The following is a 23,479-nucleotide window of genomic DNA, read 5'->3' as shown; positions in this document are numbered from 1 at the left end:
CGATGAAAAAAACGGTATTGTATTTGTTGCTGCTGCCTGGTCTGATCTTTTTGACGCTGTTCATGATCATTCCGATCGTACTCGTCATCGGCTCTACCTTTTTTCAGCAGGGCAGCTTTACGGTCGCAGGGTATACGCAATTTCTCACCGACCAATATTTCCTTAACATTTTGCTGACAACGCTGGAGGTCAGCCTGGTCACCACGATCGCGTGCGTGCTGCTCGGCTTTCCTGCGGCCTACTATATTTCCAAGCTCGGGCCACGCAAAAAAGGCATCCTGCTGGCGCTCGCGATTTTCCCGCTGTTGACCAGCTCGGTTGTCCGTTCGTTTAGTTGGATGATCATCTTGGGCAAAAAAGGCTTGATCAACAATGCGATTGTAGGCCTTGGCCTCGCAGACAAGCCGCTCGACATTTTGTACACGCCGACCGCGATGATGATCGGGTTGATCCATCTGTTTCTGCCATTGATCATCATCACGCTCGTCGGGGTAATGGAAAATATCGATTCCGACCTGCTGAAGGCGGCGGAAAGCCTCGGCGCGTCGCGCTTCACGGCTTTTGCCAAAGTAATCGTCCCATTGAGCGTGCCGGGCCTCATCATCGGCAGCATTCTCGTTTTCGTCGGCAGTCTGACCGCTTATACGACGCCGGCATTGCTGGGCGGGAAGCAGCGTGTCGTCTCGACGTTTTTGTATCAAAATGCGATGACGCTCAATGACTGGTACATGGCGTCCGTCATCGCGACGATCATGATCGTCATCACGTTTGTTGTCATCGGCTTGATGAACAAGCTGGCGACCAAATTGAATCCAAAGGGGTAGAACGTATGCAGGAGAAAAATCGCGGGCTGGCCCTGTTTACTTTTCTAGTGTTTCTGTTTTTGCTCGGGCCGCTCCTCATCATCTCGCTCACCTCGTTTGAACCGGGGACTGTCTTGAAATTCCCGCCGCAAGGCTTTTCCTTGCGCTGGTACCAAAATATTTTCGAAGTGGAAATGTTCATGGAGACATTCAAAACCTCCATTTTCGTGTCGCTATTGGGCAACGTGCTGGCGCTTTTGCTCGGGATTCCGGCCGCGTATGCATTGAGTCGATTCCAATTCAAAGGTAAGGATGCGTTGAACGCCATCTTCATCTCGCCGGTGCTGATTCCCGGCATCGTGCTCGGCTTTGCCATGCTGAAGTACGTCATCGTGATCTATCATTTGCCGATTTACGCCGCGCTTTTGGTCGGCCATACGGTCGTCATGCTTCCTTTCATCATCCGCGTCGTGGCATCGAGCTTATCCAACTTTGATTTTGCCATCGAGGAAGCGGCACTCAGCCTTGGTGCTGGCCACTTTGAAACGTTTTACAAAGTGGTGCTGCCCAACATCCGATCCGGCATCATCGCTGCGATTTTGATCGCGTTTCTCGAATCGTTCAACAACGTGGACATCTCGGTATTCATGACAGGACCGGGCGTCAGTACGCTGCCGATCCAGATGCTGACTTATGTGGAGAACAACTTTGATCCGACGATCGCCGCCATTTCCGTGCTGCTCATGATCATCACGGGTGTGCTCATGTTCGTCATCGAACGGCTGATGGGGCTATCTTACTTTACAAAACGATAACGGAGGCATCTATCCATGGCTTTGCTCACGCTGGAAAATGTATCGGTTGCCTATGAAAATCAGTACATTCTCAAAGATTTCAACTTGAATATTGAAAAGGGGCAGCTCATCTCGCTGCTTGGGCCGTCCGGCTGCGGTAAAACAACGACGCTGCGTTTGATCGCCGGATTTTTGGAGGCGAAGGACGGGAAGTTTCTGTTTGACGGCAATGATTACACACGCGTGCCGGTCAACAAGCGTAATTTCGGCTTCGTGTTCCAAAGCTATGCGCTATTTCCGCACCTGTCGGTCTTTGACAATGTGGCGTTTGGCCTGCGCTTGCGTAAGGTAGGCGACGCGGAAATCGAAAAGCGCGTTCAACAAATTCTCGAGGTCGTCAGCCTGAAAGGCTTTGAAAAACGCTTCCCGAAGGAGCTGTCCGGCGGTCAGCGCCAACGCGTAGCGATTGCCCGCGCGCTTGTCATCCAGCCTGACCTTTTGCTGTTCGACGAGCCGCTCAGCAATCTCGACGCCAACCTGCGCGTCAACATGCGCGTGGAAATCCGCCGGATTCAGCAGGAGCTCGGCATCACTACCGTTTATGTGTCACATGACCAGGAGGAATGCTTCTCCATCTCCGATCAGGTGGCGATCATGAACAAGGGCGTGATCGAGCAGCTCGACGATCCTGCGACCATTTTCAAGTATCCGAAAACGGAATTCATCGCGCGGTTCATCGGCTTCAACAACTTTGTCACCTTTAGCGAGCGGAGTGAAGCGGACGGGGAGATTGTGCTCAAAGGACATGACCATACGTTTGCTGCGGCACTCAATCCGGGTACAGCAGGGCGCGCTGGCCAAAAATGCGCGATTCGCCCGGACGATTTGTTCATCTCGACGGAGGAGGCGCACGGCGAAAGCAATGTCGTCGCTGGTCGTGTGAAGATCAGCACGTTCCTCGGCAGAAGCTATCAATATGTCGTGGAAACGGCTTTGGGAGATTTTACGGTGAACCAGGAAATGGAACAGCCGTACAAAAACGGGCAAGCGGTCAATCTGCGATTCCCGAAAGAAAAACTAGTGCTGGTCGAGTAGTGCTGGAAGAGGAGGAGTACGCATGTACGTCGATACGCTGATTTTAAACATACAAGTATACAACAGCTATTTCAAAACGTTTATGCCGGGCAATGTTGCGGTTCAGGACGGGCGCTTTTTCTATATCGGCAATCGCGGGACGGAAACCTTTGAAGCGGGGGAAATCATCGAGGGTGCGGGGCGCCACATGATTCCCGGTCTGGTCGACATCCATTTGCATATCGAGAGCACGATGGTAACCCCGGAAACCTTTTCCTACGGCTTGATCCAAAACGGCGTGACAACCATCGTGCCGGAGCCGCACGAGATGGCGAACGTGTTCGGCATCACTGGGGTGAAGGAGATGATCCGGGCCAGCCAAGACTGCGTAGTCGATATGTTTTATGCGATCCCGAGCTCCGTTCCCGCCACCGCGATGGAGACAACGGGCGGCGCGATTGAGCTGGAAGACATCGATGAGCTGCTGCGGACAGAGAACATCAGCTGTCTGGGCGAAATCATGAACTATGTGGATGTGATTGCCGATCCTGACTGCAAGACCAACCGGATTCTCGAACACATTCGCAAGCATTACCCGAATCTGGTGATCGAAGGACATGTGCCGAAGCTGTTGGATCTGGACTTGCACCGGATCATTTTTGCAGGCGTGGATTCCGACCATACGCATCAGACGGTGGAAGGGATGAAGGCGCGGATCGCAGCCGGCATGTTCTTGGAAATACAAGAAAAATCGATGACCGACGATGTGATGAACTATTTGATCACGAACGATGTTTCGGAGCATTTTTGCTTTGTCACCGATGACGTGATGACCGATTCGCTCTTCAAGCGCGGCCATCTCAACAATTTGGTCAAAAAGGCGATCAAGATGGGGATGGAGCCGGAACGTGCCATCTATGCCAGCAGCTTCACGCCAGCGCGCAGAATGCGAATGCATGACCGCGGCGCGATCGCACCGGGCAAGATCGCCGATTTCGTGCTGCTGTCCGATTTGCGTGAGTTCGCCATCGCACAAGTCTACAAAAACGGGCGAAAAGTCTATGACGCAGCGGAAGCGTATGAGCAGGTCGTGAAGCCAAACCAGTTCCCGGCCCATTTCTACGAGAGCGTCAAGCTGGCTCCGCTTGCTGAAACGGATTTTGACGTGAACATCGATGCCGCAGATGGCACGTATTTGTGCCGCGTCATGATGGTCAAAGACGGGTCGACCTTCACGGATGAGCACCATGGAGAGGCGCGCGTACAGGACGGCAAGCTGTGCTGGCAGGAAAGCGAATTCGGCCTGATCACGGTCATGGATCGCTACGGCATCAATGGAAACAAAGGGTACGGATTGATCGGCGGCGACACGATCAAGCGCGGCGCGGTTGCGACGACGTATTCGCACGACAACCACAATCTGCTGGTCATTGGTCACAACCCGCACGATATGATGGTTGCCGCCAATGAAGTGATCCGCAATCAGGGCGGCTTCTGTGCGGTTGAAGATGGCAACGTGCTTGCGTTTTTGCACCTGCCTGTCGGCGGAATTCTTACGGAAGAGCCGCTGGAAAAAACCGCTCGGGAAGTGGAGGCGCTCCGCCGCGCGATGGAATCGTTGGGTTACAAGCATTACAACCCGATCATGTCTATCAGCACGCATTCGCTCCCGGTCAGCCCTGCGCTGAAAATTACCGACCTGGGCTTGATCGATGTGAATAAGGGGAAAGTGGTTTCACTTTTTGTGTAAGCAAAAGGGAACCGATTGAAAGCGGGCGCTGGAGACGATCTGGCGCTCGTTTTCTATTTCAGGGATGTTTTTCTTGAACGCCTTCCGCCCGTATGCTACAGTAAAACCACATTCAAGCGAAAGGGTGACCAAAAGCCGAGGATCTACTAATCCCGCTTCACAGAAAAAAATGTGCTGCATGCGCGTTTTTCTGGTCGTGTAAGAATTTATAAGTGCTCGTGCTTATAAATTCTGGAGCGGAAGACGTAGTACCTCAGCGTCACTTCCAGAATAGGCATGGGTGAAAACTTCCATAGATCGAAGGACTTGCTTCTTGAAATGACTTCTGAAAGAAGTTTTTCTTAATGGGATCAGTGTGGGCTTTTGATCGCTGAAAATGTAGATCGTTGCTTTGCATGCTATGTTTGCGGCAGCGCATCTTTTTGATTGGCGTACACGCTTCCTGTCCAGTTATCATGGGCAGGAAGCTTTTTTTAAGTGAAGCCAAACCGGCGTGATTCTTTGAAACGTGAATGACAGGAGGTTTTCACATGAATGCAAAGATGACCGAATACAGCATCCCTACCCCCGACACGGCGCCGTATGGTTTGACTGCCGGTAGGGACGGGGCGCTCTGGTTTACCGAGCAAAAAGGAAATCGAATCGGGCGCATCACAATTGAGGGAATCTGCACGGAGTATGACATCCAAACGGAGGACGCAGGGGCATCGGTTATTACCGCCGCAGCTGACGGATCGCTCTGGTTTACACAGTACAAGGCGAACAAGCTCGGACGGATGACACCGGCAGGCGAAATCAGCGAGTATGTTTTGCCGGTGGCGGGAGCAGCCCCGTTCGGCATAGCGGAAGGACCGGACAGCTCTATCTGGTTTACGGAGATGATGGGCAACCGCATCGGCCGCTTGCTGATGACAGGAGAGATCATTCACTACGATGTGCCAACCCCAGGGGCATTTCCTTCCTTTATCGCGGCGGGTCCGGATGGTGCCATGTGGTTTACGGAAAACCAGGGAAACAAGATCGGAAAAATCACGATGGATGGACACATCAGCGAATTTGCGCTGCCAACCCCACAAGCAGGACCGGTGGGAATCGCCAAAGGAGGAGACGATGCGCTGTGGTTTGTCGAGATCATGGGTAACCAGATTGGGCGTATCACGACGGACGGGGAGATCACCGAGTACCGCCTGCCTACCGTTGGGGCAAAGCCGCATGCGATCACGGCCGGGATGGATGGAGCGATGTGGTTTACCGAGTGGGGCAGCAATCAGATTGGAAGAATCACGGCAACCGGCGACATTACCGAATATCCGCTACCGACAGCTCACGCCGAACCGCACGGCATCGCGGTGGGGCCGGATCGGGCGGTCTGGGTCGCGTGTGAGTGCAATGTGATCGTTCGATTGGGTATTTGAGCTAGGCTGCCGAACTTTAAACGGAAACCCGCATTCGATCACATCTCCTGTTCCCTTGTTTACTGAAACGATTGTATGATTTACTCGATATATAACGCTTTAGGCTGGCTGAATTCGAGCATACGTTAATAAATAGTGAGAGGAAAACAAACCCATGACGGATCAAAAATTAGCTGTTTTATCATCGATTCAAAGCCATTTGGCCATGATTATGTTTGACAAACAGGGACACGTTATATGGGCGAATCACTTATTCGCTTCTGCCATGGGATATGGCGTTGATGACATTGTCGGGCTCCATCATCGCATCTTTTGCTTACCCGAATATGCATCGAGCAAAGCGTATGTGAATTTGTGGGATGGGTTACGTCAGGGGAGAGCTTCTCAAGAAAAAATCGTGCGGGTGTCAAAGGATGGTCGAAAGTTAACGTTAGAAGCGACTTATATGCCTGTTATTGAAAATGGCAGCGTGGAAGCAGTCGTCAAGGTAGCTACTGATATCACGAAACGCGAAACCATGCTTCAGCAAAGTACGGTAGAGTTGATGGCAATGGTTGAGGAGATGACGGCTAACACGAATCAAGTATTGGAAGCCTCGAATATGATCGCAAACCATATGACCAAGTTAAATAGTGAATCGGAAGCAGTAACCGATCAGGTAAAACGTATCCAATCCGTGACGACCATAGTCAAAGAAATTGCCTCTCAATCTCATATGCTAGGTCTGAATGCTGCTATAGAATCTGCCCGAGCAGGTGAACACGGGCGCGGCTTTGAGGTCGTTGCGAATGAAGTCAGGAAGATGGCAAGTACCAGCAATGAATCTGCGGATACCATTTCTGACCAGTTAACGGAGATTGCAAAATCTGTATCGTTGATGATGCGGAGTATGGAAGAAATCACCGAACAGATCTCAAACAATTCGAGAGCGATTGAAGAATTGAAAACAGCCTATCATCAAGTTGCTATGACTACCAAAAGATTAGCATCATCGATTTAAAATGACCTTAAAAAGGACAGCCATTGAGCGACTGTCCTTTCTCGTACTGACCATAACTGATATTCCAAACAGGCGTGCTGGTTATTTCTTGATCACATCGACATCAGAGGCGCGAACGAAGCCGACGCGGTGGTTGAAGTTGATCTCGTAATACTCTTCTTTGCCATACACCATGACGTTTTCGTCCGGGTCAGTAACGTAGACGGGCGCTACGAAAATGTTGCTCTTCACTTTTTCAGCCGCGACATACACCTGTCCTTTTTCGATCGTGTACTGCAGCGGGACGCTGGTGCGCTGCGGCACCCCTTCCGGATAATCGTCCGGGTCCGGGAACGCATGCCCGTATACCGAAATCGAATCCAGGCCTTCTTTCGGCGTCACCAAAATTCCTTTGCCCGCGACCGTGTTCTTTTTCTGCGGATTATAGAACCATGCTTTTTGCCCGCCGTACCAAATTGCATCCCAGCTGCCCTTATGATCCGCGAGATAGTAGCTTCTGCCGGTGGCGGCTTTGTTGCCCCAGTTCAGCCCGTCATATTCGTCGCGACCCGCTTTGATCGCAGGGTCGACGATCAGTGGGGAGGTAGCATCAGGCTCCGTGTGCAAATAAACAAAATTGGTCGATTGCTTTTTGACGTCGGAAACTTTCGGACGGTTTGTCTTGAAGTCGGGTTTGATCGTGACGATATTGCTATTGCCTTTTGCAGGCTTGATTGGCTCGTTGATCAGCTCCATATAGTGCGCCCAATCCCAGAACGGGCCGGGGTCCTCATGCATTTTGGATTGGTTCGTCGGGGTTAAGCCAGGCATTTCGTCATGTCCGAGAATGTGGTTGCGGTCGAGCGGAATCTTGTATTTTTTGCCCAAATAGCGAACCAGCTTGGCGGAATTGCGGTACATGACCTCGGTGTACCAGCTAGCACCTTCCATGGCAAAGCCTTCGTGCTCCAAGCCGATGGAATGGCTGTTGAAATACCAGTTGCCGGCATGCCAGCCTACATTTTTATTTTCCAGCGTCTGTGCGATATGCCCGTCTTTGGAGCGGATGACATATTGGGTGGAAACGAACGATTGCGGGTCTTGAAAGATTTTGATCGTCCCGTCGTAGTCGACTTCTGTGTCGTGGATGACAATGTAGCGGATGTCGGGGCCGCTTTCCGGTCGGTTGGACAGATCGTAATTGGAGTAGTCGCCCGGATCATCGCTCAGCTGCACGTATGGCGCCTCGTAATAATCGCAGCCCCATGCGCGCGGGCAGTCTGCGCGTCGCGATGAAGCCGCATCCTTGTTGGCAAAATGCAGGCTCTCGGCGGTTTTCAGGTTCGGCTTGACGTGTTTTGGCGCAAGCACAATCTCCTCGCCGTCTGAGGTGACGCGTTCTGCACCGTCATTGATGGTTTGGTAGACTTGGTCAGCAAATGAAAGCGCATCGCTCTCATTGTCGGAACCGCTGTATTTGGCGACGGCACCGTACCAGTCTTCCTCATCTTCCGGGAGCGAACCGACCGTGTCTTTTGCGTATTGGGCCAACAAGGCAGCGGCACCACGTATGTTTTGTACAGGATCTTGCCTCAATTCGTCCGGTTCGAGCCCCAGCAGATCGGCCGCTTCTTTCAGCGTATGGTCCTGAGGCTGTTCGGCAGCTGTTGTGCGGCTCGGTTTGTGTACGTTAGTGTGCTGCTCCCCATCCTCCTTATCAGCAAGATCGGTCAGGTGCATCACGCCGTATCCGCCAGAAAAGCTCGGCTGTCCATCATGATGCTCCCAGTTGGTGATATTGTAGGAGACGGACATGAGGATGCTGACCGGCACGCCAAACTCTTTGGCAGCTTCTTCAAATGCGGTCTGCATGGAGGAATCGTTCTCCTCGGCAAAAGCGATGGAAGGGGGAACAAGGGGAGCGTAGTTCTCGAAAGGAACGATTCCACCTACAAGCAGGCTGGAAATCGCGAACGGAATGATCAAATTTTTGACTTGCTTGCGTTTCACTGGCATCTCCTCCTCGATTTGGCAATCATTCTCTTGCTACAAACAGCGCGAAACGGCGTATCCCCTCCTTTTCCTCTCGCTGAAACGAATGAAAAACCCAGCAACAAAGAAACGGCTGGCGGGCCGAATTTCTTGTTGCTGGGTTTCAGTAACGAAGATGCTTGCTCATTCCACAAGGCATCCGATTACATAAAGCAGCGAACGTTATGGAGAGGCATAAAATTTCTTGTGTGTTGTTGTTAATATGTAATATTGTTACGATAACACAATTGGATATTATTTCAATATTTATTTTATTTTGAATTGTAAAATTTATATTTACCGAGTGCTTGCTCTCTTAACTTCATTCATATATGTTTACTTCAATAGGAACATCTGTTTCAATTGAGTGGTTGCCACATTTTGCAAAAAGGATTGTGAGATAGATGCAAAAGTTCGAGGAGATGCCGCAAACAGACATGGAGCAGCTGTACAAAATGTATTGGCCGCTGCTGTTTTCCATCGCCTACCGTTTGCTGGGGACCCGTTCGGAGGCGGAAGATATCGTGCAGGATGTGTTTGTTTCGCTGCAGGCGGTCGATCGGGGACAGGTTGACAACATGAAGGCGTTTTTGAGCAGGGCCGTAACCAACCGCTGCTTGAATCTGTTGAAATCGGCGAAAAAGCAAAGGGAGCTGTACGTGGGGCCATGGCTGCCCGAACCGCTCTATGCCCTCGAAGGAAACGAACCGCTGCAACGGCTAGAGCAGCAGGAAGATATTTCGTATGCGTACCTGGTCATGCTGGATCAGCTCTCTCCCATTGAGCGGGTCAGCTTTGTGCTTAGGGAAGCGTTCGGCTACGAATATGAGGAAATCGCCGAAATCGTCGCCAAATCAGCAGAAAACTGCCGGAAAATCTGCAGCCGCGCGCGGCAGAAAATGAAGCGGGGGCAGGCTCAGAACGCAAGACATCCGCAGCAAGAGGACATTGTGCAGCGCTTTGGGGATTTGCTGCAAACCGGGCAGATCGCAGAAGTTGTGGCGCTTCTCTCCGACCAGGTCGCGTTTATCTCCGATGGCGGCGGGAAGGTCAAAGCGGCGCTGCGGCCGCTCATTGGCATCGAGAGGGTGTCTGCGTTTTTGGCGGGAATCAACGCCAAAGGCTCTTTTTCCAAAGGCATTCGTCCCGTGCAGGTCAACGGACAGCCGGGGCTCATAGTCCAGCGGGATGGTTCGCCAGCCGCCGTCTGGTCGTTCGGCTTTGATGAAGCGACGGGGCAGGTTACACGCATTTATGCGGTGTTCAACCCGGACAAATTGCAAGACGGCGCTACTTTATAAAAAGAAAAATAATTTTTTCGCGTTTCTTGTCACAAATCCTTTGCTCAGTTGTCTTAATCGATGAAAGCAGGATAAATCATAGCCGATTGGCGTAAGGGAGGATCATGACATGCAAACAAGATTCGATATGGGTAAAGTAAGTCCGGAAGGGTATCGCGCGATGATCGGTTTGGAGCAGTACGTGATGAATACGAGCATCAGCAAATCGCTCCGCGAGCTGATCAAAATCCGGGCGTCACAGCTGAACGGCTGCGCGTTTTGCATCGACATGCATACGAAGGAAGCCCGGAGTATGGGCGAAACGGAGCAGCGCATTTACGGGTTGAACGCATGGCAGGAGTCCCCGTTCTATAGTCCGGAGGAACGCGCTGTGCTCGGCTTGACCGATGCGGTCACACTGCTCGCCCAAACGCATGTGCCTGATGACGTGTATGAAGAAGTGCGCCGGTATTTCGATGAAAAGCAAACCGCGGAAATCATCATGCAAATCGTAACGATCAATGCGTGGAACCGGATTGCCGTGTCAACGCGCAAGCTCCCGCCGATCGATGAAAAGTAAAGTAGCGAGTTTCGCTGCAAATGCCAAGACCAGCCGTTAGCAGGCTGGTCTTCTTTTTTTATGTGAGCAGCACGCCGCCATCCACCGTCAAAACGGTTCCGGTCGAGTAAGGGTAACTCATCAAAAAGGCACAGCCTGAGCGATGTCTTCCGGACCTTCCATGGGAGAGATTCGTTTCCTTACCTTACAATAATGTAAGGTTATGTGAAGCTTTTGTAAGGGAAATCGATTTTTCAAATATGTCGGGCTGGATTACAGTTAGCTATTGAAAAGCAGCTACTTTTCGATTTGCATGAGATAGCTTTTCAGGAGGTACAGACAATGGATGTTTCATCGTTTAATATCACGTTATTTCGAGCCATCAACGATCTGGCGAACGGACACCCTGCGTTGAATGCGGTCTTTGTCTTTTTCGCGGAGCAGATGGCGTATGTATTGGCACTAAGCATGGTGCTGTATTGGTTTACGAGAACGAAGCAAAACAGACTGATGGTGATTTCGGCTGTGGTGTCATTCGGTATAGCCGAGCTGCTCGGCCTGCTGGCTGGGCATTTCGTTTCCCATCCCCAGCCATTCGCGGCGCTGCCGCACGTCAACCAGCTTATCCCCCATGGCGTAGACAATTCGTTTCCAAGCGATCATTCGCTGCTCTTTTTTTCCGTGTGCGTCTCGTATGGGCTCGTCCGCAAAAAGGAAGGGTGGCTATGGCTCGTTGTCGCGTGCTGTGTCGCAGTCTCCCGTGTGTGGGTAGGTGTGCATTATCCTGGAGATATTGCGGCTGGCGCTCTGATCGGGACTGTTTCTGCGCTGGCGGCATACCGGATTGTGCCCAAGCTCTCGGCAGTCGCAGGGTTGCTGGCAGTTTATGAAAACGTAGAAAAGCGGTTTTGGCCTGTGAAAGCGAAAGGCAGGGCGCTGTAAGCAGCGAGGGCAGCAAAAAATTCCAAAGAGCGAACAGTGAGAAAAAACGGGTATGCTGTGTGAAAACGGCACCCGTTTTTTTCAATTTCATAACTTGCTCTTCTTAAAAAAGCTCATACTGACCATGCTGCCCAATGTGTTTGCTTCCACTCAGCACAGAGCGAATAAAGAAAAGGGGATAGAGCAAAAGAAACAAATTGGGAATCCACCATGCCGGATCAAAATCAAGTCTGATTACCCAAAATACAATGGCCTGTAGTCCTGAACAAAATGTCAGAATCAGAGAGATTAAGGCAGCATGGCGCCATCTGTCATCCATTTTCCGATGCATGTACAGACTGATCATTCCCGTCATTGAAATAAACATATCCAGAGGGAAGAAGGACCAGTTCCAGGCGACCAGCAAACTATTTTTATAATCCTGATACAAATACGCTTTAGGGATAAGCTCAAAGTAAGTGATAACCCAGTAAATGACAAATCCGATATCGGTAAACAAGAACATCCCTTTTAAAGATCTGCTCATCTTGATACCTCCTTACCTAAATTTTTATGCGATTCCCCGACCAGGTTAAGGCCGATAACACCAAGAACAATGAGCAAAATTGACAATACTTTACCTACCGCCCCGGACCTTTCACTTCACGATTCCATTCAATAAAATGTCGACCATTTCATCCAATGCTTCGCCAAGCGTCTTATTCATTTTGCCTTTAGACGATTGCTCCATTAAACGATATAAACCACCGATATATAGCTCGATAAACAGATCGGAATGAAAAGGACGCATTGTGCCAGTGGATATTCCTTCATTGATGATTCGAAGGACACCATCCCATTGTTCTGTAATCAATTGATCAACCTTTTTCCAAATCTCAGGATAGTAACGTTGAAGCTCATTTAAGCGTCTGAGATCAAACAATTGAAAGTCTTGCGGAATCAGAACCAGCGCCTTTTTAAGCTTTTCAAGCGGATGTAAGGTAACATCAGCTGCAAGTTCAGCTTCCTTTATCTTTAGTTCATCGATCGCACATTGCACAATATCGTCGATCAGTGCATCTTTGGAAGGATACCATTCATAGATCGTTTTTGTGCTCATTCCTAACTGCTTTGCAAGCTCGTTCATTGTAAAACGATAGCCAGTCCTGTGGATCTCTTGGCGGGCAAAAGCCAATACCCTTTCTTTCATGTAGCGTGCTCCTTTTGTGGAAAACATAAAAAAATATTTGGTTTTCCATGTTTTATACATGATCTTATTTCCAAAATCAAACTGTTGTCAAGTGGCTGGATTGTCTCCCCGCCCCATAAAAAGATCCCCCATAGACGTGGTGGGGGATGAAAGAGGAGTTGAACATAACGCTTTAAGCGTAATATACATTTTTTTGAAACAGATTAGAGAATGGAAAAAATACACGGAAACTTCAACGGAAAATTCGGCAAAAGTCGAGGAACGGCAAGGAGCGCTGTGGCATATTTGTCGAAACATTCCTGCTCGTTAGTTCGTATTACATAGAAAAAGGGGAGTTGAAGGATACAGTGATTGACCAAGGAGGACTTTTTTTCCACGATGACTTTTTTGGACCGCCGTGGTGGTTTCTTCTAGTTGCCGGGATCATCATTGCGGTGATTGCGTTCACCATTTTAAAAGGGGTTGCGCAGTGGATGTCGAACAACGCTTCACCGGTTGAAACGGTTACAGCTACGGTGATTGGCAAGCGCACCAGCACATCGGGCGGGAATAATACCAGTGTGACTACGCACTATTACATTACTTTTCAATTCGAAAATCAGGAGCGCAGGGAGTTCGCAGTCTCCGGCAAGGAATATGGCATGCTGATTGAAAACGACACGGGCCTGCTGACCTACCAGGGGACGCGATATAAAGGGCTGCAAAGGCGATTGATGTAGCGGCGGATGGAGGGCGATTCGGTGTCACGAGGTGACAGATGAATCGCTCTTTTTCTCACAATCGTAATAGAGAAAAAAAGAAGTTGAGCCTGACGCGGCGTCAACCTTTATACTTCCTCTTGAGCGGTGGGCATTGTGGACAAGATGGTGTATACGACGAGTCAATTTGCGGAGATGGCCAAAGTCTCTTCCCGTACGCTGCGCTATTACGATAAAGTCGGGCTGCTGTCTCCATCCGACTACAGCGAGTCGGGCTATCGGCTCTATACGGATGAGGATTTTCCCCGGCTGCAGCATATCCTCGTGTTAAAATTCCTCGGCTTTTCGCTCGCGGAAATCAAAGCGTTCCTTCATAACGGGCCGACCCAACTGGCGGACAGACTGTCACAGCAAAAAAAGCTGATGCTTGCAAAACGGGCGCAGCTCGATACCGTCATCAGGGCGATGGATAAAGCGGAGCATCTGCTGCAAAACGCGGAACCGCACGATTTCGAAGCGATCGTCACGATCATGGAGGTGATTCAAATGGAAATGAAGTCGGACTGGATCAACAACTATTTGACGCCGGAGCAGCGCCAAACGATGAGAGGATTGGTAGAAGAAGCGTATTCTCCGGAAGCCTGGCAAAGGCTGCGGGCCCAAGGCACGCAAGACAGCGCAAAGTCGTTTCACGAAGAATACGAATTTTTTCGTACAGAGCTGAGAAGACTGGTTGCTGAAGGAGCGAATCCTGCCGATCCGGAGGCGCAAAAGCTGGCAACATTTTTAACGGAGCTGAACGAGCGGCGTTCACAGGGAGACCCGGAAATTTTGGCAGGAATGAAAAAGTCTTGGGAGGGTTTCAACCGCCTGCCAGACGAGCAAAAACCGGCGATTTATAAGCTCAGCGATGAAGAACGGGCGTTCATCAAGCAGATGTGCAGTATTATGTTCCGTACAAGGGGAAGGCATGATGGCGAAAACTGATCCCCCCAATTCTCAAAAAATCGGGGGGATGCATGTTAGCTGTGAACAGCCATTGGCTCGTGGATTTGGACTTTTTGATAAATTTGCCCCATTGCCTGCATCGCCTCTTGTGGGGCGGTAATTGCTGGATACCATCCTTTTTTGACCATGAATGCCCATACTTCATAGGCTTGGTGTGAACACATTTTAAATGCATCCTCAAGGAATGAACGGAGTTGGGGAACCGTACATTCAAAAGCGCCCCAAGCATATTCGCGACCAGCACGCTTCAATGTCAAAAGGTAAGAAGTAGCAATAGAGCGATCGTCCAGATTATTTCGCTTGACCTGTGGCTGAACCGGTTGAATTTGTGCTGGTGTGATGGGTAACGTTTGAAGGGGAGGGATATTCAACTGGTCGGTGGAACCGGACTGTTGTGTTGCAAATTCGACTTTCATATTGTAATCCTGAACATGGACGGAGAAGTGGCGGAGGATCATATCCTTTAATTCTTGATCCTGTGCCTGTTCGCTGAATACAGCCATTGAATTAATGGAATTGGTACAACTCATCAATAGTTCGTTTAATTCACAGGCTTCATGAATTCCAAGTTTCACTGACGCTGTCACTCCTTGTCTGATGATCAAAGAAGGTTGATTTATGTACATCGCGGCACAATTTGATTTTGTGTATGACCATACTTTTTGACAGAAGTGAAAATGAGGGAGGAGCAGCAATGCCGGCAGTAATCCAAAAGCTCGAAACCGTCGACCGGCTGGATCGCGAGCTGACAATAGAATCAGATTTTATTTTGTATTCGAATATACATGTGCGCAATGAGCGCTGCATCTACCTTGTTGAACATGAGGGAGAAAGGGTCAGCTTGCTTGGCTCTTATCTCCAAGGGTTGCCGTTTCATGCGTTTACGTTCCGTGCCTTTGGGGATAGCAAGCGGTCGGTGGCAGCTATTTTACAGGTGTTTAAAGCGGAATTAGGTTTTGAGCCTACACAACCGCTCGATGGCATAGTGACGGTTGCGGAGTCTGCAATGCGCCAATTGGAGCTCCCTGTGGTGAAAGGGATACGACAGCTGGAGTTGATGAAACTGCAGCGGACGGATCTGCTGCTGCCACCTGGTCGCTCTCGCGTACTGGAGGCGGCAGATTTAGTGGAAGTGAATCGGCTGTCACGAGAAGCTAGCTTGATGACGTTCCGCGATGAAGAGCTTGCCGCGATGCCGCATCTCGGGTTATTTGACGACACAGGGGCGCTTGTGTCTATGGCCGGATTTCACACCTTCGATAAGGCGTTTGTCGAGCTTGGCAATATCGCAACGTCTGCTGCCTACAGAAAGCAGGGGCTTGGTGCGCAAATCACATCTGACATTTGTCGGGTTGCACTGGAAAAAACGGCGCACGTGTATTTGTGCGTGTTCGCGGACAATCCGGCAGCGATCCACATGTACAGAAAAATCGGCTTTGAGACAGTTGAGACGTACGCGTTTTTGGAGATTGCGTGGTAATGAAGCAGGCATAACCGCTTTGGCTTGGATATCCGCAGGGAGAATTCCATGCTACAATCAGGTCGGAATACATTCCATTTTCAAAAGGAGCGATCGGCTTATTAACATGTTCAAAATCTTCAATCTGGGAAACGTGCCGAATGAGCACATTGAAGATCCGCTTGGTGTGCTGAGCACACTGTATTTGGGCGAAGCGGCTGGCAGCGAAAAAATTTATGTAAATATCGACCGGGTCCAGCCTGGCGCCAAGAGCGTCAAGTATCACAGCCATTCTAGGCAGGAAGAATTCTTTCTGATTCTTTGCGGAAGCGGGATCATCCGGCTCGACGGCAGGGAATATCCGGTGAAAAAAGGGGACTTCGTCGCCAAACCGGCAGGGAGGGGCATCGCTCATCAGTTCATCAACACCGGTGAAGACGTGCTTGAAATATTGGATGTAGGAACAAAAGAAGAAGGCGATGTCGCTTATTACCCAGATGAAGACGTATACCTGCTGCGTGACCAGAAAAAGGCATTCAGCGGCACTGAGCAGCGGGTAGGGTGGAGTTCGGACCCGAATCTTACATAGCATGTAACCACATTGGAAAACATCCGCAGCAACGGGGCGTTCGCGGATGTTTTCTTTTTTTGGATAGAGGGCTTGATAAAGCTAATGGCATTAGTTAATATAAAACTAACGATATTAGTTTTATGGATACGAGAGGGGACTTTCCCATGCGGATGATCCGTGAGCAGAGTGTGTACCAAGTGACGTTTTTGCCTCGATTTTTTCCGGTGAATTGCTATTTGGTGGAGGAAGACGACGGTTTGACCTTGATCGACGCTGCCTTGCCATACAGTGCAGCCGCTATCTTACAAGCAGCCGAACAGATTGGCAAACCGATTGAGCGAATCGTGTTGACGCATGCTCACGGTGATCATATCGGCGCCCTCGACACGTTGAAGCAGGCGCTACCGCATGTACCGGTCTTGATCTCGAGCCGTGATTCCCGCTTGCTAGCTGGCGACCGTACGTTGGATCCGGATGAGCTGAATACGCCGATCCGCGGCGGGGTACCGAAGCCGGGCAATATCAAGACCCGTCCTGATGTGTTGCTGGCTGACGGCGATCGGGTGGGATCATTGCTGGCGGTGGCGACACCGGGGCATACACCGGGCTCGATGTCGTTTCTCGATACGCGTAATCGCGTGCTAATCGCGGGCGATGCATTCCAACTCCGAGGTGGAATCGCTGTATCAGGTAAGCTTCAGCCGTTTTTCCCGTTCCCCGCGATGGCTACTTGGAACAAGCAAGCTGCGCTGGATAGCGCCAAAAAGCTGTGTGCCCTGCAGCCATCGGTGCTTGCCGTGGGACATGGCGAGATGCTTCGTCAGCCAATGGCCCAAATCGCGAAGTCAGTGCAAGAAGCGGAACAATTGCTGCACAACTAATACAAAAGGAGGGAGCGCCATGTCGCCGAGAATGGGGTTGGATTTGCCAACGATTTTGCAGGCTGCCGCAGAAATAGCGGATGCAAAAGGATGGGAGGAAGTGACGCTCGCCGCATTGGCACAAAAGCTGGAGATTCGCTCTCCATCTCTATATAACCATGTTGACGGCTTGAGCGGCTTGCGCAAAAAGCTGGCCGTCTACGGGCTGGATCTGCTGTACGAGCGACTGGTGCAAGCAACGGTAGGCGTGTCCGGCGATGACGCCGTGATTGCGTTCGCGCGAGCTTACCTTTCGTTTGCCAGAGCGCATCCAGGTTTGTATCCATGCACACAGCGTGCGCCTGAAGAGCGCGATGACGCCTATGCACAGCGGGCCGAAAAAATCGTCGAGCTGATCGTCCGGGTGCTACAAGGGTACGGCTTGCAAGGAGACGAAGCCCTTCATACCATCCGGGGTCTGCGCAGTCTTCTTCACGGCTTTGCACTGTTGGAAAAAGACGGCGGATTCGGTTTGCCGCTTGACCTTGATACCAGCTTTTCCCTTTTGATCGATACGTTTCTTGCGGGAATCCATTCCCTGCAAAGACGAAGCAGCTAAATAAAGATAAGCAAATGCACGTCACAGCACCATCTGCCCCATGCGGATGGTTTTTTTGCGTGCATGTAGGAGAATCGTAACGGAAATTCAGTTCTATCGTCTTACAAAGAAGAGACAAAAAATGGATGGAAATTTGAAGGAATTTTCGCGATACTTAACTGGAAGGAAATTCCGGACATGTTCCAGAAAATAGGATAATTACGAAACATGCAGTATCTCGAGATTTAGCTTGGAAAAGGGAAGAGAAGGAAGGATGGGCAATGTGGAAGAAAAGACAGGAAAAACAGAAGAAGCACAGCAGTGCCCCAAATGTGGGTCGCGTGAGTTGGGCAAAGGGAGGCAAAGCGGATATGCGGCGGTAGTTCCGCAAGATGGCTTTTTTCGCATCGGTGCTTCCATCATCCACGTGATCTGTACGGAGTGCGGCTATATTGTGGAAAGCTATGTAGACAAACCGCAAAAATTCAAGGAGTAGACGTAAGGAGACTAAAAATGTTAACGGATTTTTTTCGCTGGGGAAACATACAGCCAAAGGAATCATTCAGCTCCTAAATCGCATGCGAGATGCTGCTTTTGATTTTCAAAAGTATGGAGGTTAACATTCACTAAAACAATACAATACCGTGACTGAGGGCAACTCAACAAATGAGCCACCCTCAATCCTCGATGATGTGCTCGCTAAGAATGTCTTTCGCTTTTTCCATGCGGAGTTTATATTCTTTCGCTACGACTTGCAGGGCGGTCACAGACTCGACCATATCTGACTTCAGGCTTAGCTCATCGATCGCTCTGTGAATATGCTCGAGCTTTTCTTCTGTTTCTCTGATGTAGGCAACGACATCCAATGTATCCAAGTAAATCACCTCGCCACTAGTTTGAGTCATGGACCATGTTCCTATGCATCGATGACCGGGTTATTTGCGAAAACAAAAACGGCTGCCCCCAAGATGAGGCAGTCGTTTTTTATAAGAAATCCCTTCGTGCCGCTTGCTGCCGGCTATTGTCTTTTTCGCCCGCAACTCATTACAATTTGGGGATGAGTGTAAGAAAGTGGTGTGAGCGCATGAAACAATTTCCGGTCGATCAGATCGTTCCAGAGGTAAAAGCAGCGTTGCGCGACCACCGCAGCGCCGTGCTGACAGCCGAGCCGGGGGCAGGAAAAACGACGCGCGTTCCGATTGCGCTACTGGATGAACCGTGGCTTGCCGGTCAGCGCATCCTGCTGCTTGAGCCAAGGCGTTTGGCTGCGCGTTCGGCTGCCAGCTTCATGGCGGCATCGCTTGGCGAGAGTGTGGGGGAGACGGTAGGATACCGAGTGCGGATGGATACAAAAGTTGGTCCTACAACACGCATTGAGGTGATCACCGAAGGAATATTGACCCGTATGCTGCAGACCGACCCAGCACTTGAAGGAGTCGGACTAATTATTTTTGACGAGTTTCACGAGCGGAGCCTCCATGCCGATTTGGGACTGGCGCTAACGCTGCAATCGCGGGATGTGCTGCGGGAGGATTTGCGCATTTTGGTCATGTCGGCCACGCTGGAGGCAGAGCCTGTGTCAACCTTGCTCGGTCAGGCACCTGTCATCCAAAGCATCGGGCGCATGTTTCCAGTGGAGACGCGGTACTTGAAGCGTCCGTTTGAAGGGCGGCTTGAACCAGCTGTCGTTCGTACAATCCTTGAGGCATGGGAGCAGGAGAGCGGGGATTTGCTCGTCTTTTTGCCCGGAGCGGCCGAAATACGCAGGGTGGAAATGCTGCTCGGCGAAGCGTTAACGGACAGCAGGCTGCGGATCGCTCCGCTTTACGGCATCTTGTCCGCGCAGGCTCAGGACCGGGCGATTGCGCCTGCCAAACAAGGGGAGCGAAAAATCGTCCTGGCTACCTCAATCGCCGAAACGAGCTTGACGGTGGAAGGGGTGCGGATCGTCATCGACAGCGGTTTGATGCGGGTGCCGCGCTTTTCGCCGCGAACGGGGATGACGCGGCTGGAGACGATTCCGGTGTCCAAAGCTGCTGCCGATCAGCGCAGAGGGCGGGCGGGGCGCCTTTGCCCGGGCGTCTGCTACAGGCTGTGGCCCGAGGAGCAGGATCGCTTTTTGCAGGCGCGCAGCACGCCGGAAATACTGGAAACAGACTTGGCTGCGCTTGTTTTGGAGCTTTCGCTGTGGGGGATCGCGGATCCGGCCGAGCTTGCCTGGCTCGACTTGCCGCCTGCCGGAGCTTTTGCCCAGGCGCGTGAGCTACTGCGGCAGCTGGGCGCACTCGGTGATCAAGGGGAAATTACGCCGCACGGGCGAAAAATGGCAGAACTCGGCGTACAGCCGCGCCTTGCCCATATGATTTTGCAGGCCATTCTCCTTGGACACGGGAGTCTCGCATGTGAGCTGGCGGCGCTGCTTGGTGAGAGGGACATTGTACGCCGCGGCCAGCGGGGGCATGATGCCGATTTGCGGCTGCGCATGGAATTGTTGCATTCGTTTGCGAATGGTGGGCATTCGTCAGGGCGTGATGTGGTGGTTGATGAGGCGGCGATCAGCCGTATTTTGCTGGAAGCCGCAGAATGGAAACGCGCACTTGCAATAGAAGCGGACCGGGGAGAGCAGCGTGGTGGCGGTGATGTGATCGGGCTTTTGCTTGCGTTTGCCTTTCCTGATCGAATTGCCCAGCGGCGTACCAACGGGCGCTTTTTGCTGCGCAACGGGCGAGGGGCTGTTCTGGAAGGTATGCAGCCTTTGACAAACGAAGCGTATCTTGTGGCGGCCGAGCTAGATAATCAGGGGGTAGACAGTCGGATCTATTTGGCAGCACCCGTGTCGCTTGCAGATTTGCAGCGCGAGTGCAGCGAGCAATTTGCGGAAGAGACGATTGTCAGCTGGGATCGCGAGACAAAGAGCGTACAGGGGCGAAAACGGCTCCGGCTTGGTGCGCTGATGATCAAGGAGGTGTCGCTGCCTGCCATCGATCCACAGGAGTTGCTGCAAGCGCTGCTTGACGGGATCTGGGAGGAAGGAGTGGACATACTGCCATGGACGAAGGCCTCCCGGCAGTTCCAACAACGACTGTGCTTTTTGCATCAACAAGACGGCAGCTGGCCCGACATGGCGGATGAGGCGCTCGCAGCCACGCTCGAAGACTGGCTCGGTCCCCATCTGTACGGGATGAAAAGTGCAGCCGATTTGAATCGGCTCAATCTATTTTCGGCTTTGGAAGCGGTGCTAACGTGGGATGAGCAGCGCCAAATGGACGAGTTGGCCCCGACGCATCTGATTGTGCCGAGCGGCTCGCGAATCCCGATCGATTACAGCGACCCAGCGGCTCCGTTTTTGTCGGTACGACTGCAGGAGATGTTCGGTCAGCAGGATACGCCCCGCATCATGCGCGGCAAGGTTCCGCTTATTCTCCACCTACTTTCCCCTGCCCAGCGTCCGGTTCAGGTGACGCGGGATTTGGCCAGCTTTTGGCAAAATGCGTATTTCGAGGTGAAAAAGGATTTGAAAGGCCGGTATCCCAAGCATTACTGGCCCGAAGATCCGTACAGCGCGGTGCCGACCAACCGGGCGAAGCCGAAAAGCTAGCCTTTTCTTTTCCAGTGGATGGTTTTTCTGTGCAAGACGCGTCATAATAGAGGTATTACTGCCAGGATGTGAATGCAAGCATGCAATTGATCGTATTTGATTTGGAAACAACATTGACCTACCAGAAAGACATGATCCCGGAGATCATTGAAATCGGGGCTGTGAAAATAGAGACCGACAAGGCAGGCATGCCTGTGGACACGTTTCAGCGCTATACGTTTCCGGCGATTCAGCGGCGCATCTCGGAGCGCACGCGCAAATTTATCGGGCTGAACAAAGAGGACATGCCGACTTTCATCCCGTTTCGCAAGGCGTTCGACGCTTTTCTGGAGTGGATTGGTGACGGAGACTATCATCTGTGCACATGGGGGCCTGATGATAAAAAGCTGATGATCGAGCATTGCGCACGATTCGGATTCAGTCTCGAGTGGCTGCGCAATTTTAACGACATCCAGCCGGCCATCAGCCAGCTTTTGGCCAATAAAAAGCAAATGAGCCTGAAAGATGCGATTGATTCGGCTGGCATCGTACAGGAGGGGAGATTGCATTCGGCGTTGGTCGATGCGATTCATACCGCGCATTTGCTGGTGAAGTACAACAAGCACGTGCCGCTCGTCCAGAATACCCCTTCGGAAAACTATTATATGGCAAGTCCGCTCTATATCACATGCAGATCGTGCGGCAAGAACAAGTACTATAAGGATTTTGGCCTGAAGAGCAAAATGTGCCAGCCTTGCTTGCATGCGCGGAAAAAAGATAGCCAGAAAAGCGGGGACAACCCAGACAAGTCGTAGTTTACGGCAGAGACGTAATCGTGATACGAAAAAAGAAAGGCCTCTCGCGGAGATGATGGGAGGCCTTTCTTGCATGTTGCGTTTTTACAGATGCGTAAAGAGAAACCGAATGCCTTTGCCGATCATTCGTAAAATGAACACGACGAAATCACACATATCTATAAGTTTTTCAACTGCATACCAAAACCCCTTCTTTTTTTCCTTCTCGTCTTCTAGGACTTCTTCTTCAGGGGATGGTTTTGTTTCTAGATTCATACGTGAGTGAATCCTCCTTACTCGTAAGCGTGGTAAATCCATTTGAAACGGATACCGTGATGGCAGTTGGCTCTATTTTGCTCGAAAATGGATAGGCACGCGTCCCTCTTTTTACGTATTTATTCCAATGGTTGAAGAAGCAGAGAGGTACCGCAAAGCTTGATGAAAACATGCAATACCTAGCGAACGCTCATTTTTTAATTTTGATATTGACTTTTATTTTTGCGTCTGCTATTATTAAAAACCGTCAGCGATAGAGAAAAACGTATTGCTAGACTTCATAAGTTGGCCCGTTGGTGAAGCGGTTTAACACAGCAGCCTTTCACGCTGTCATACAGGGGTTCGAATCCCCTACGGGTCACCACCATTTTGCGGACGTAGCTCAATTGGTAGAGCGTCGCCTTGCCAAGGCGAAGGTCGAGGGTTCGAGACCCTTCGTCCGCTCCATATGTGCCCTTAGCTCAGCTGGATAGAGCGTTTGACTACGAATCAAAAGGTCGGGAGTTCGAATCTCTCAGGGCACGCCATTTTTACTAGATTTACATAGAGTGAACAAATCGGGAAGTAGCTCAGCTTGGTAGAGTACTTGGCTTGGGACCAAGGGGTCGCAGGTTCGAATCCTGTCTTCCCGACCAGTTAGCTTTTAAAAAGGCATTGACTACTCTAGTGAAAAGATGTTATAGTAACATTCCGCTCAGATGAGAGCGTGCTAGAAGTTCACTCTGATTAAAAAAAGAACTTGACAACGAATGCGGCGATATGTTAAATTGAGAGTCCGCACTTCAAAGGAAAGTTGCGACATGCTCTTTGAAAACTGAACAG

Annotated in this window: 24 protein-coding genes and 4 tRNA genes; 22 read left to right on the top strand and 6 right to left on the bottom strand. The window is 50.9% G+C overall.

Annotated features, from left to right (window positions below; translation table 11 throughout):
- Positions 1-2 precede the first annotated feature (2 nt).
- The 6 genes from EDM56_RS09590 to EDM56_RS09565 all read left to right on the top strand — a co-directional run bounded on the left by EDM56_RS09590 (position 3) and on the right by EDM56_RS09565 (position 6,836).
- The gene (locus EDM56_RS09590; protein ID WP_122917698.1) at positions 3-824 is read left to right on the top strand and encodes an ABC transporter permease; all 822 of its coding nucleotides are present in this window, start codon (positions 3-5) and stop codon (positions 822-824) included.
- A 5-nt stretch (positions 825-829) separates the two neighbouring features.
- Positions 830-1,618 (top strand): ABC transporter permease, encoded by a 789-nt coding sequence (locus tag EDM56_RS09585; RefSeq protein WP_122917697.1) that lies wholly within the window; start codon positions 830-832, stop codon positions 1,616-1,618.
- A 15-nt stretch (positions 1,619-1,633) separates the two neighbouring features.
- A complete protein-coding gene (locus tag EDM56_RS09580; protein WP_122917696.1) occupies positions 1,634-2,692 on the top strand; it encodes an ABC transporter ATP-binding protein in 1,059 nt (352 codons plus the stop codon).
- Between the two features lie 22 nt (positions 2,693-2,714).
- Complete coding sequence (locus tag EDM56_RS09575; protein ID WP_122917695.1) at positions 2,715-4,421, top strand: adenine deaminase C-terminal domain-containing protein; 1,707 nt, start codon at positions 2,715-2,717, stop codon at positions 4,419-4,421.
- Between the two features lie 530 nt (positions 4,422-4,951).
- Positions 4,952-5,836 (top strand): Vgb family protein, encoded by an 885-nt coding sequence (locus EDM56_RS09570; RefSeq protein WP_122917694.1) that lies wholly within the window; start codon positions 4,952-4,954, stop codon positions 5,834-5,836.
- Positions 5,837-5,990: 154 nt separating this feature from the next.
- Positions 5,991-6,836: a methyl-accepting chemotaxis protein gene (locus EDM56_RS09565; protein WP_122917693.1), complete on the top strand. Its 846-nt coding sequence runs from the start codon at positions 5,991-5,993 to the stop codon at positions 6,834-6,836.
- Positions 6,837-6,917: 81 nt separating this feature from the next.
- Here EDM56_RS09565 and EDM56_RS09560 read toward each other — a convergent pair whose 3' ends face one another.
- Positions 6,918-8,825, bottom strand: a complete 1,908-nt coding sequence (locus tag EDM56_RS09560; RefSeq protein WP_246009331.1) for an N-acetylmuramoyl-L-alanine amidase — start codon at positions 8,823-8,825, stop codon at positions 6,918-6,920.
- Positions 8,826-9,250: 425 nt separating this feature from the next.
- On the opposite strand from EDM56_RS09560, the gene EDM56_RS09555 reads away from it, so the two are divergent.
- From EDM56_RS09555 to EDM56_RS09545, 3 genes are all read left to right on the top strand, one after another.
- On the top strand, positions 9,251-10,147 hold the full coding sequence (locus EDM56_RS09555; protein ID WP_122917691.1) for an RNA polymerase sigma-70 factor: 897 nt from the start codon (positions 9,251-9,253) through the stop codon (positions 10,145-10,147).
- A 109-nt stretch (positions 10,148-10,256) separates the two neighbouring features.
- Complete coding sequence (locus tag EDM56_RS09550; RefSeq protein ID WP_122917690.1) at positions 10,257-10,706, top strand: carboxymuconolactone decarboxylase family protein; 450 nt, start codon at positions 10,257-10,259, stop codon at positions 10,704-10,706.
- A gap of 321 nt (positions 10,707-11,027) precedes the next feature.
- The gene (locus EDM56_RS09545) at positions 11,028-11,627 is read left to right on the top strand and encodes an undecaprenyl-diphosphatase (protein ID WP_122917689.1); all 600 of its coding nucleotides are present in this window, start codon (positions 11,028-11,030) and stop codon (positions 11,625-11,627) included.
- A gap of 103 nt (positions 11,628-11,730) precedes the next feature.
- On the opposite strand, the gene EDM56_RS09540 is transcribed toward EDM56_RS09545, so the two are convergent.
- Positions 11,731-12,153 (bottom strand): DUF5360 family protein, encoded by a 423-nt coding sequence (locus EDM56_RS09540; protein WP_122917688.1) that lies wholly within the window; start codon positions 12,151-12,153, stop codon positions 11,731-11,733.
- A gap of 111 nt (positions 12,154-12,264) precedes the next feature.
- Positions 12,265-12,816, bottom strand: coding sequence for a TetR/AcrR family transcriptional regulator (locus tag EDM56_RS09535; RefSeq protein ID WP_122918248.1), 552 nt, complete (start codon positions 12,814-12,816; stop codon positions 12,265-12,267).
- Positions 12,817-13,163: 347 nt separating this feature from the next.
- Here EDM56_RS09535 and EDM56_RS09530 point away from each other — a divergent pair, with 347 nt between their 5' ends.
- Both EDM56_RS09530 and EDM56_RS09525 read left to right on the top strand, forming a co-directional pair.
- Positions 13,164-13,535 carry a DUF2500 domain-containing protein gene (locus tag EDM56_RS09530; protein WP_246009330.1) on the top strand — a complete coding sequence of 124 codons (372 nt, stop codon included), beginning with the start codon at positions 13,164-13,166 and terminating at the stop codon, positions 13,533-13,535.
- Between the two features lie 144 nt (positions 13,536-13,679).
- Positions 13,680-14,501 (top strand): MerR family transcriptional regulator, encoded by an 822-nt coding sequence (locus tag EDM56_RS09525; protein ID WP_246009355.1) that lies wholly within the window; start codon positions 13,680-13,682, stop codon positions 14,499-14,501.
- A 35-nt stretch (positions 14,502-14,536) separates the two neighbouring features.
- Here the strand turns inward: EDM56_RS09525 and EDM56_RS09520 are convergent, their stop codons facing one another.
- Entirely contained in the window at positions 14,537-15,097 is a 561-nt protein-coding gene (locus EDM56_RS09520) for a spore coat protein (RefSeq protein WP_122917686.1), read from the bottom strand.
- A 119-nt stretch (positions 15,098-15,216) separates the two neighbouring features.
- Here EDM56_RS09520 and EDM56_RS09515 point away from each other — a divergent pair, with 119 nt between their 5' ends.
- The 5 genes from EDM56_RS09515 to EDM56_RS09495 all read left to right on the top strand — a co-directional run bounded on the left by EDM56_RS09515 (position 15,217) and on the right by EDM56_RS09495 (position 18,506).
- Complete coding sequence (locus EDM56_RS09515; protein ID WP_183192373.1) at positions 15,217-16,002, top strand: GNAT family N-acetyltransferase; 786 nt, start codon at positions 15,217-15,219, stop codon at positions 16,000-16,002.
- A 106-nt stretch (positions 16,003-16,108) separates the two neighbouring features.
- Positions 16,109-16,570 carry a cupin domain-containing protein gene (locus tag EDM56_RS09510; RefSeq protein ID WP_122917684.1) on the top strand — a complete coding sequence of 154 codons (462 nt, stop codon included), beginning with the start codon at positions 16,109-16,111 and terminating at the stop codon, positions 16,568-16,570.
- 146 nt (positions 16,571-16,716) lie between these two features.
- Positions 16,717-17,433, top strand: a complete 717-nt coding sequence (locus tag EDM56_RS09505) for an MBL fold metallo-hydrolase (protein ID WP_122917683.1) — start codon at positions 16,717-16,719, stop codon at positions 17,431-17,433.
- Positions 17,434-17,452: 19 nt separating this feature from the next.
- Positions 17,453-18,031: a TetR/AcrR family transcriptional regulator gene (locus EDM56_RS09500; RefSeq protein WP_122917682.1), complete on the top strand. Its 579-nt coding sequence runs from the start codon at positions 17,453-17,455 to the stop codon at positions 18,029-18,031.
- Between the two features lie 253 nt (positions 18,032-18,284).
- Entirely contained in the window at positions 18,285-18,506 is a 222-nt protein-coding gene (locus EDM56_RS09495; protein ID WP_122917681.1) for a transcription initiation factor TFIIIB, read from the top strand.
- A gap of 181 nt (positions 18,507-18,687) precedes the next feature.
- Here EDM56_RS09495 and EDM56_RS09490 read toward each other — a convergent pair whose 3' ends face one another.
- Entirely contained in the window at positions 18,688-18,915 is a 228-nt protein-coding gene (locus EDM56_RS09490; protein WP_122917680.1) for a hypothetical protein, read from the bottom strand.
- Positions 18,916-19,094: 179 nt separating this feature from the next.
- Between EDM56_RS09490 and hrpB the strand changes: the two genes are divergently transcribed.
- Positions 19,095-21,608 carry an ATP-dependent helicase HrpB gene (hrpB, locus tag EDM56_RS09485; protein WP_122917679.1) on the top strand — a complete coding sequence of 838 codons (2,514 nt, stop codon included), beginning with the start codon at positions 19,095-19,097 and terminating at the stop codon, positions 21,606-21,608.
- Positions 21,609-21,688: 80 nt separating this feature from the next.
- Positions 21,689-22,402 (top strand): 3'-5' exonuclease, encoded by a 714-nt coding sequence (locus tag EDM56_RS09480; RefSeq protein WP_122917678.1) that lies wholly within the window; start codon positions 21,689-21,691, stop codon positions 22,400-22,402.
- A gap of 84 nt (positions 22,403-22,486) precedes the next feature.
- Here the strand turns inward: EDM56_RS09480 and EDM56_RS31455 are convergent, their stop codons facing one another.
- Entirely contained in the window at positions 22,487-22,657 is a 171-nt protein-coding gene (locus EDM56_RS31455) for a hypothetical protein (RefSeq protein WP_183192372.1), read from the bottom strand.
- 287 nt (positions 22,658-22,944) lie between these two features.
- On the opposite strand from EDM56_RS31455, the gene EDM56_RS09475 reads away from it, so the two are divergent.
- The 4 genes from EDM56_RS09475 (at position 22,945) to EDM56_RS09460 (ending at position 23,292) form a co-directional block, all read left to right on the top strand.
- Positions 22,945-23,021, top strand: a tRNA-Glu gene (locus EDM56_RS09475).
- A gap of 7 nt (positions 23,022-23,028) precedes the next feature.
- Positions 23,029-23,104 (top strand) — tRNA-Gly (locus EDM56_RS09470).
- 3 nt (positions 23,105-23,107) lie between these two features.
- Positions 23,108-23,184, top strand: a tRNA-Arg gene (locus tag EDM56_RS09465).
- Between the two features lie 31 nt (positions 23,185-23,215).
- Positions 23,216-23,292 (top strand) — tRNA-Pro (locus EDM56_RS09460).
- Positions 23,293-23,479 lie beyond the last annotated feature (187 nt).

Origin of the sequence: Brevibacillus fluminis (assembly GCF_003710825.1) — a bacterium.
GTDB lineage: Bacteria > Bacillota > Bacilli > Brevibacillales > Brevibacillaceae > Brevibacillus_D > Brevibacillus_D fluminis.
The sequence above is the reverse complement of the archived record's forward strand: the minus strand, read 5'-3'. Positions and strand labels throughout refer to the sequence as shown.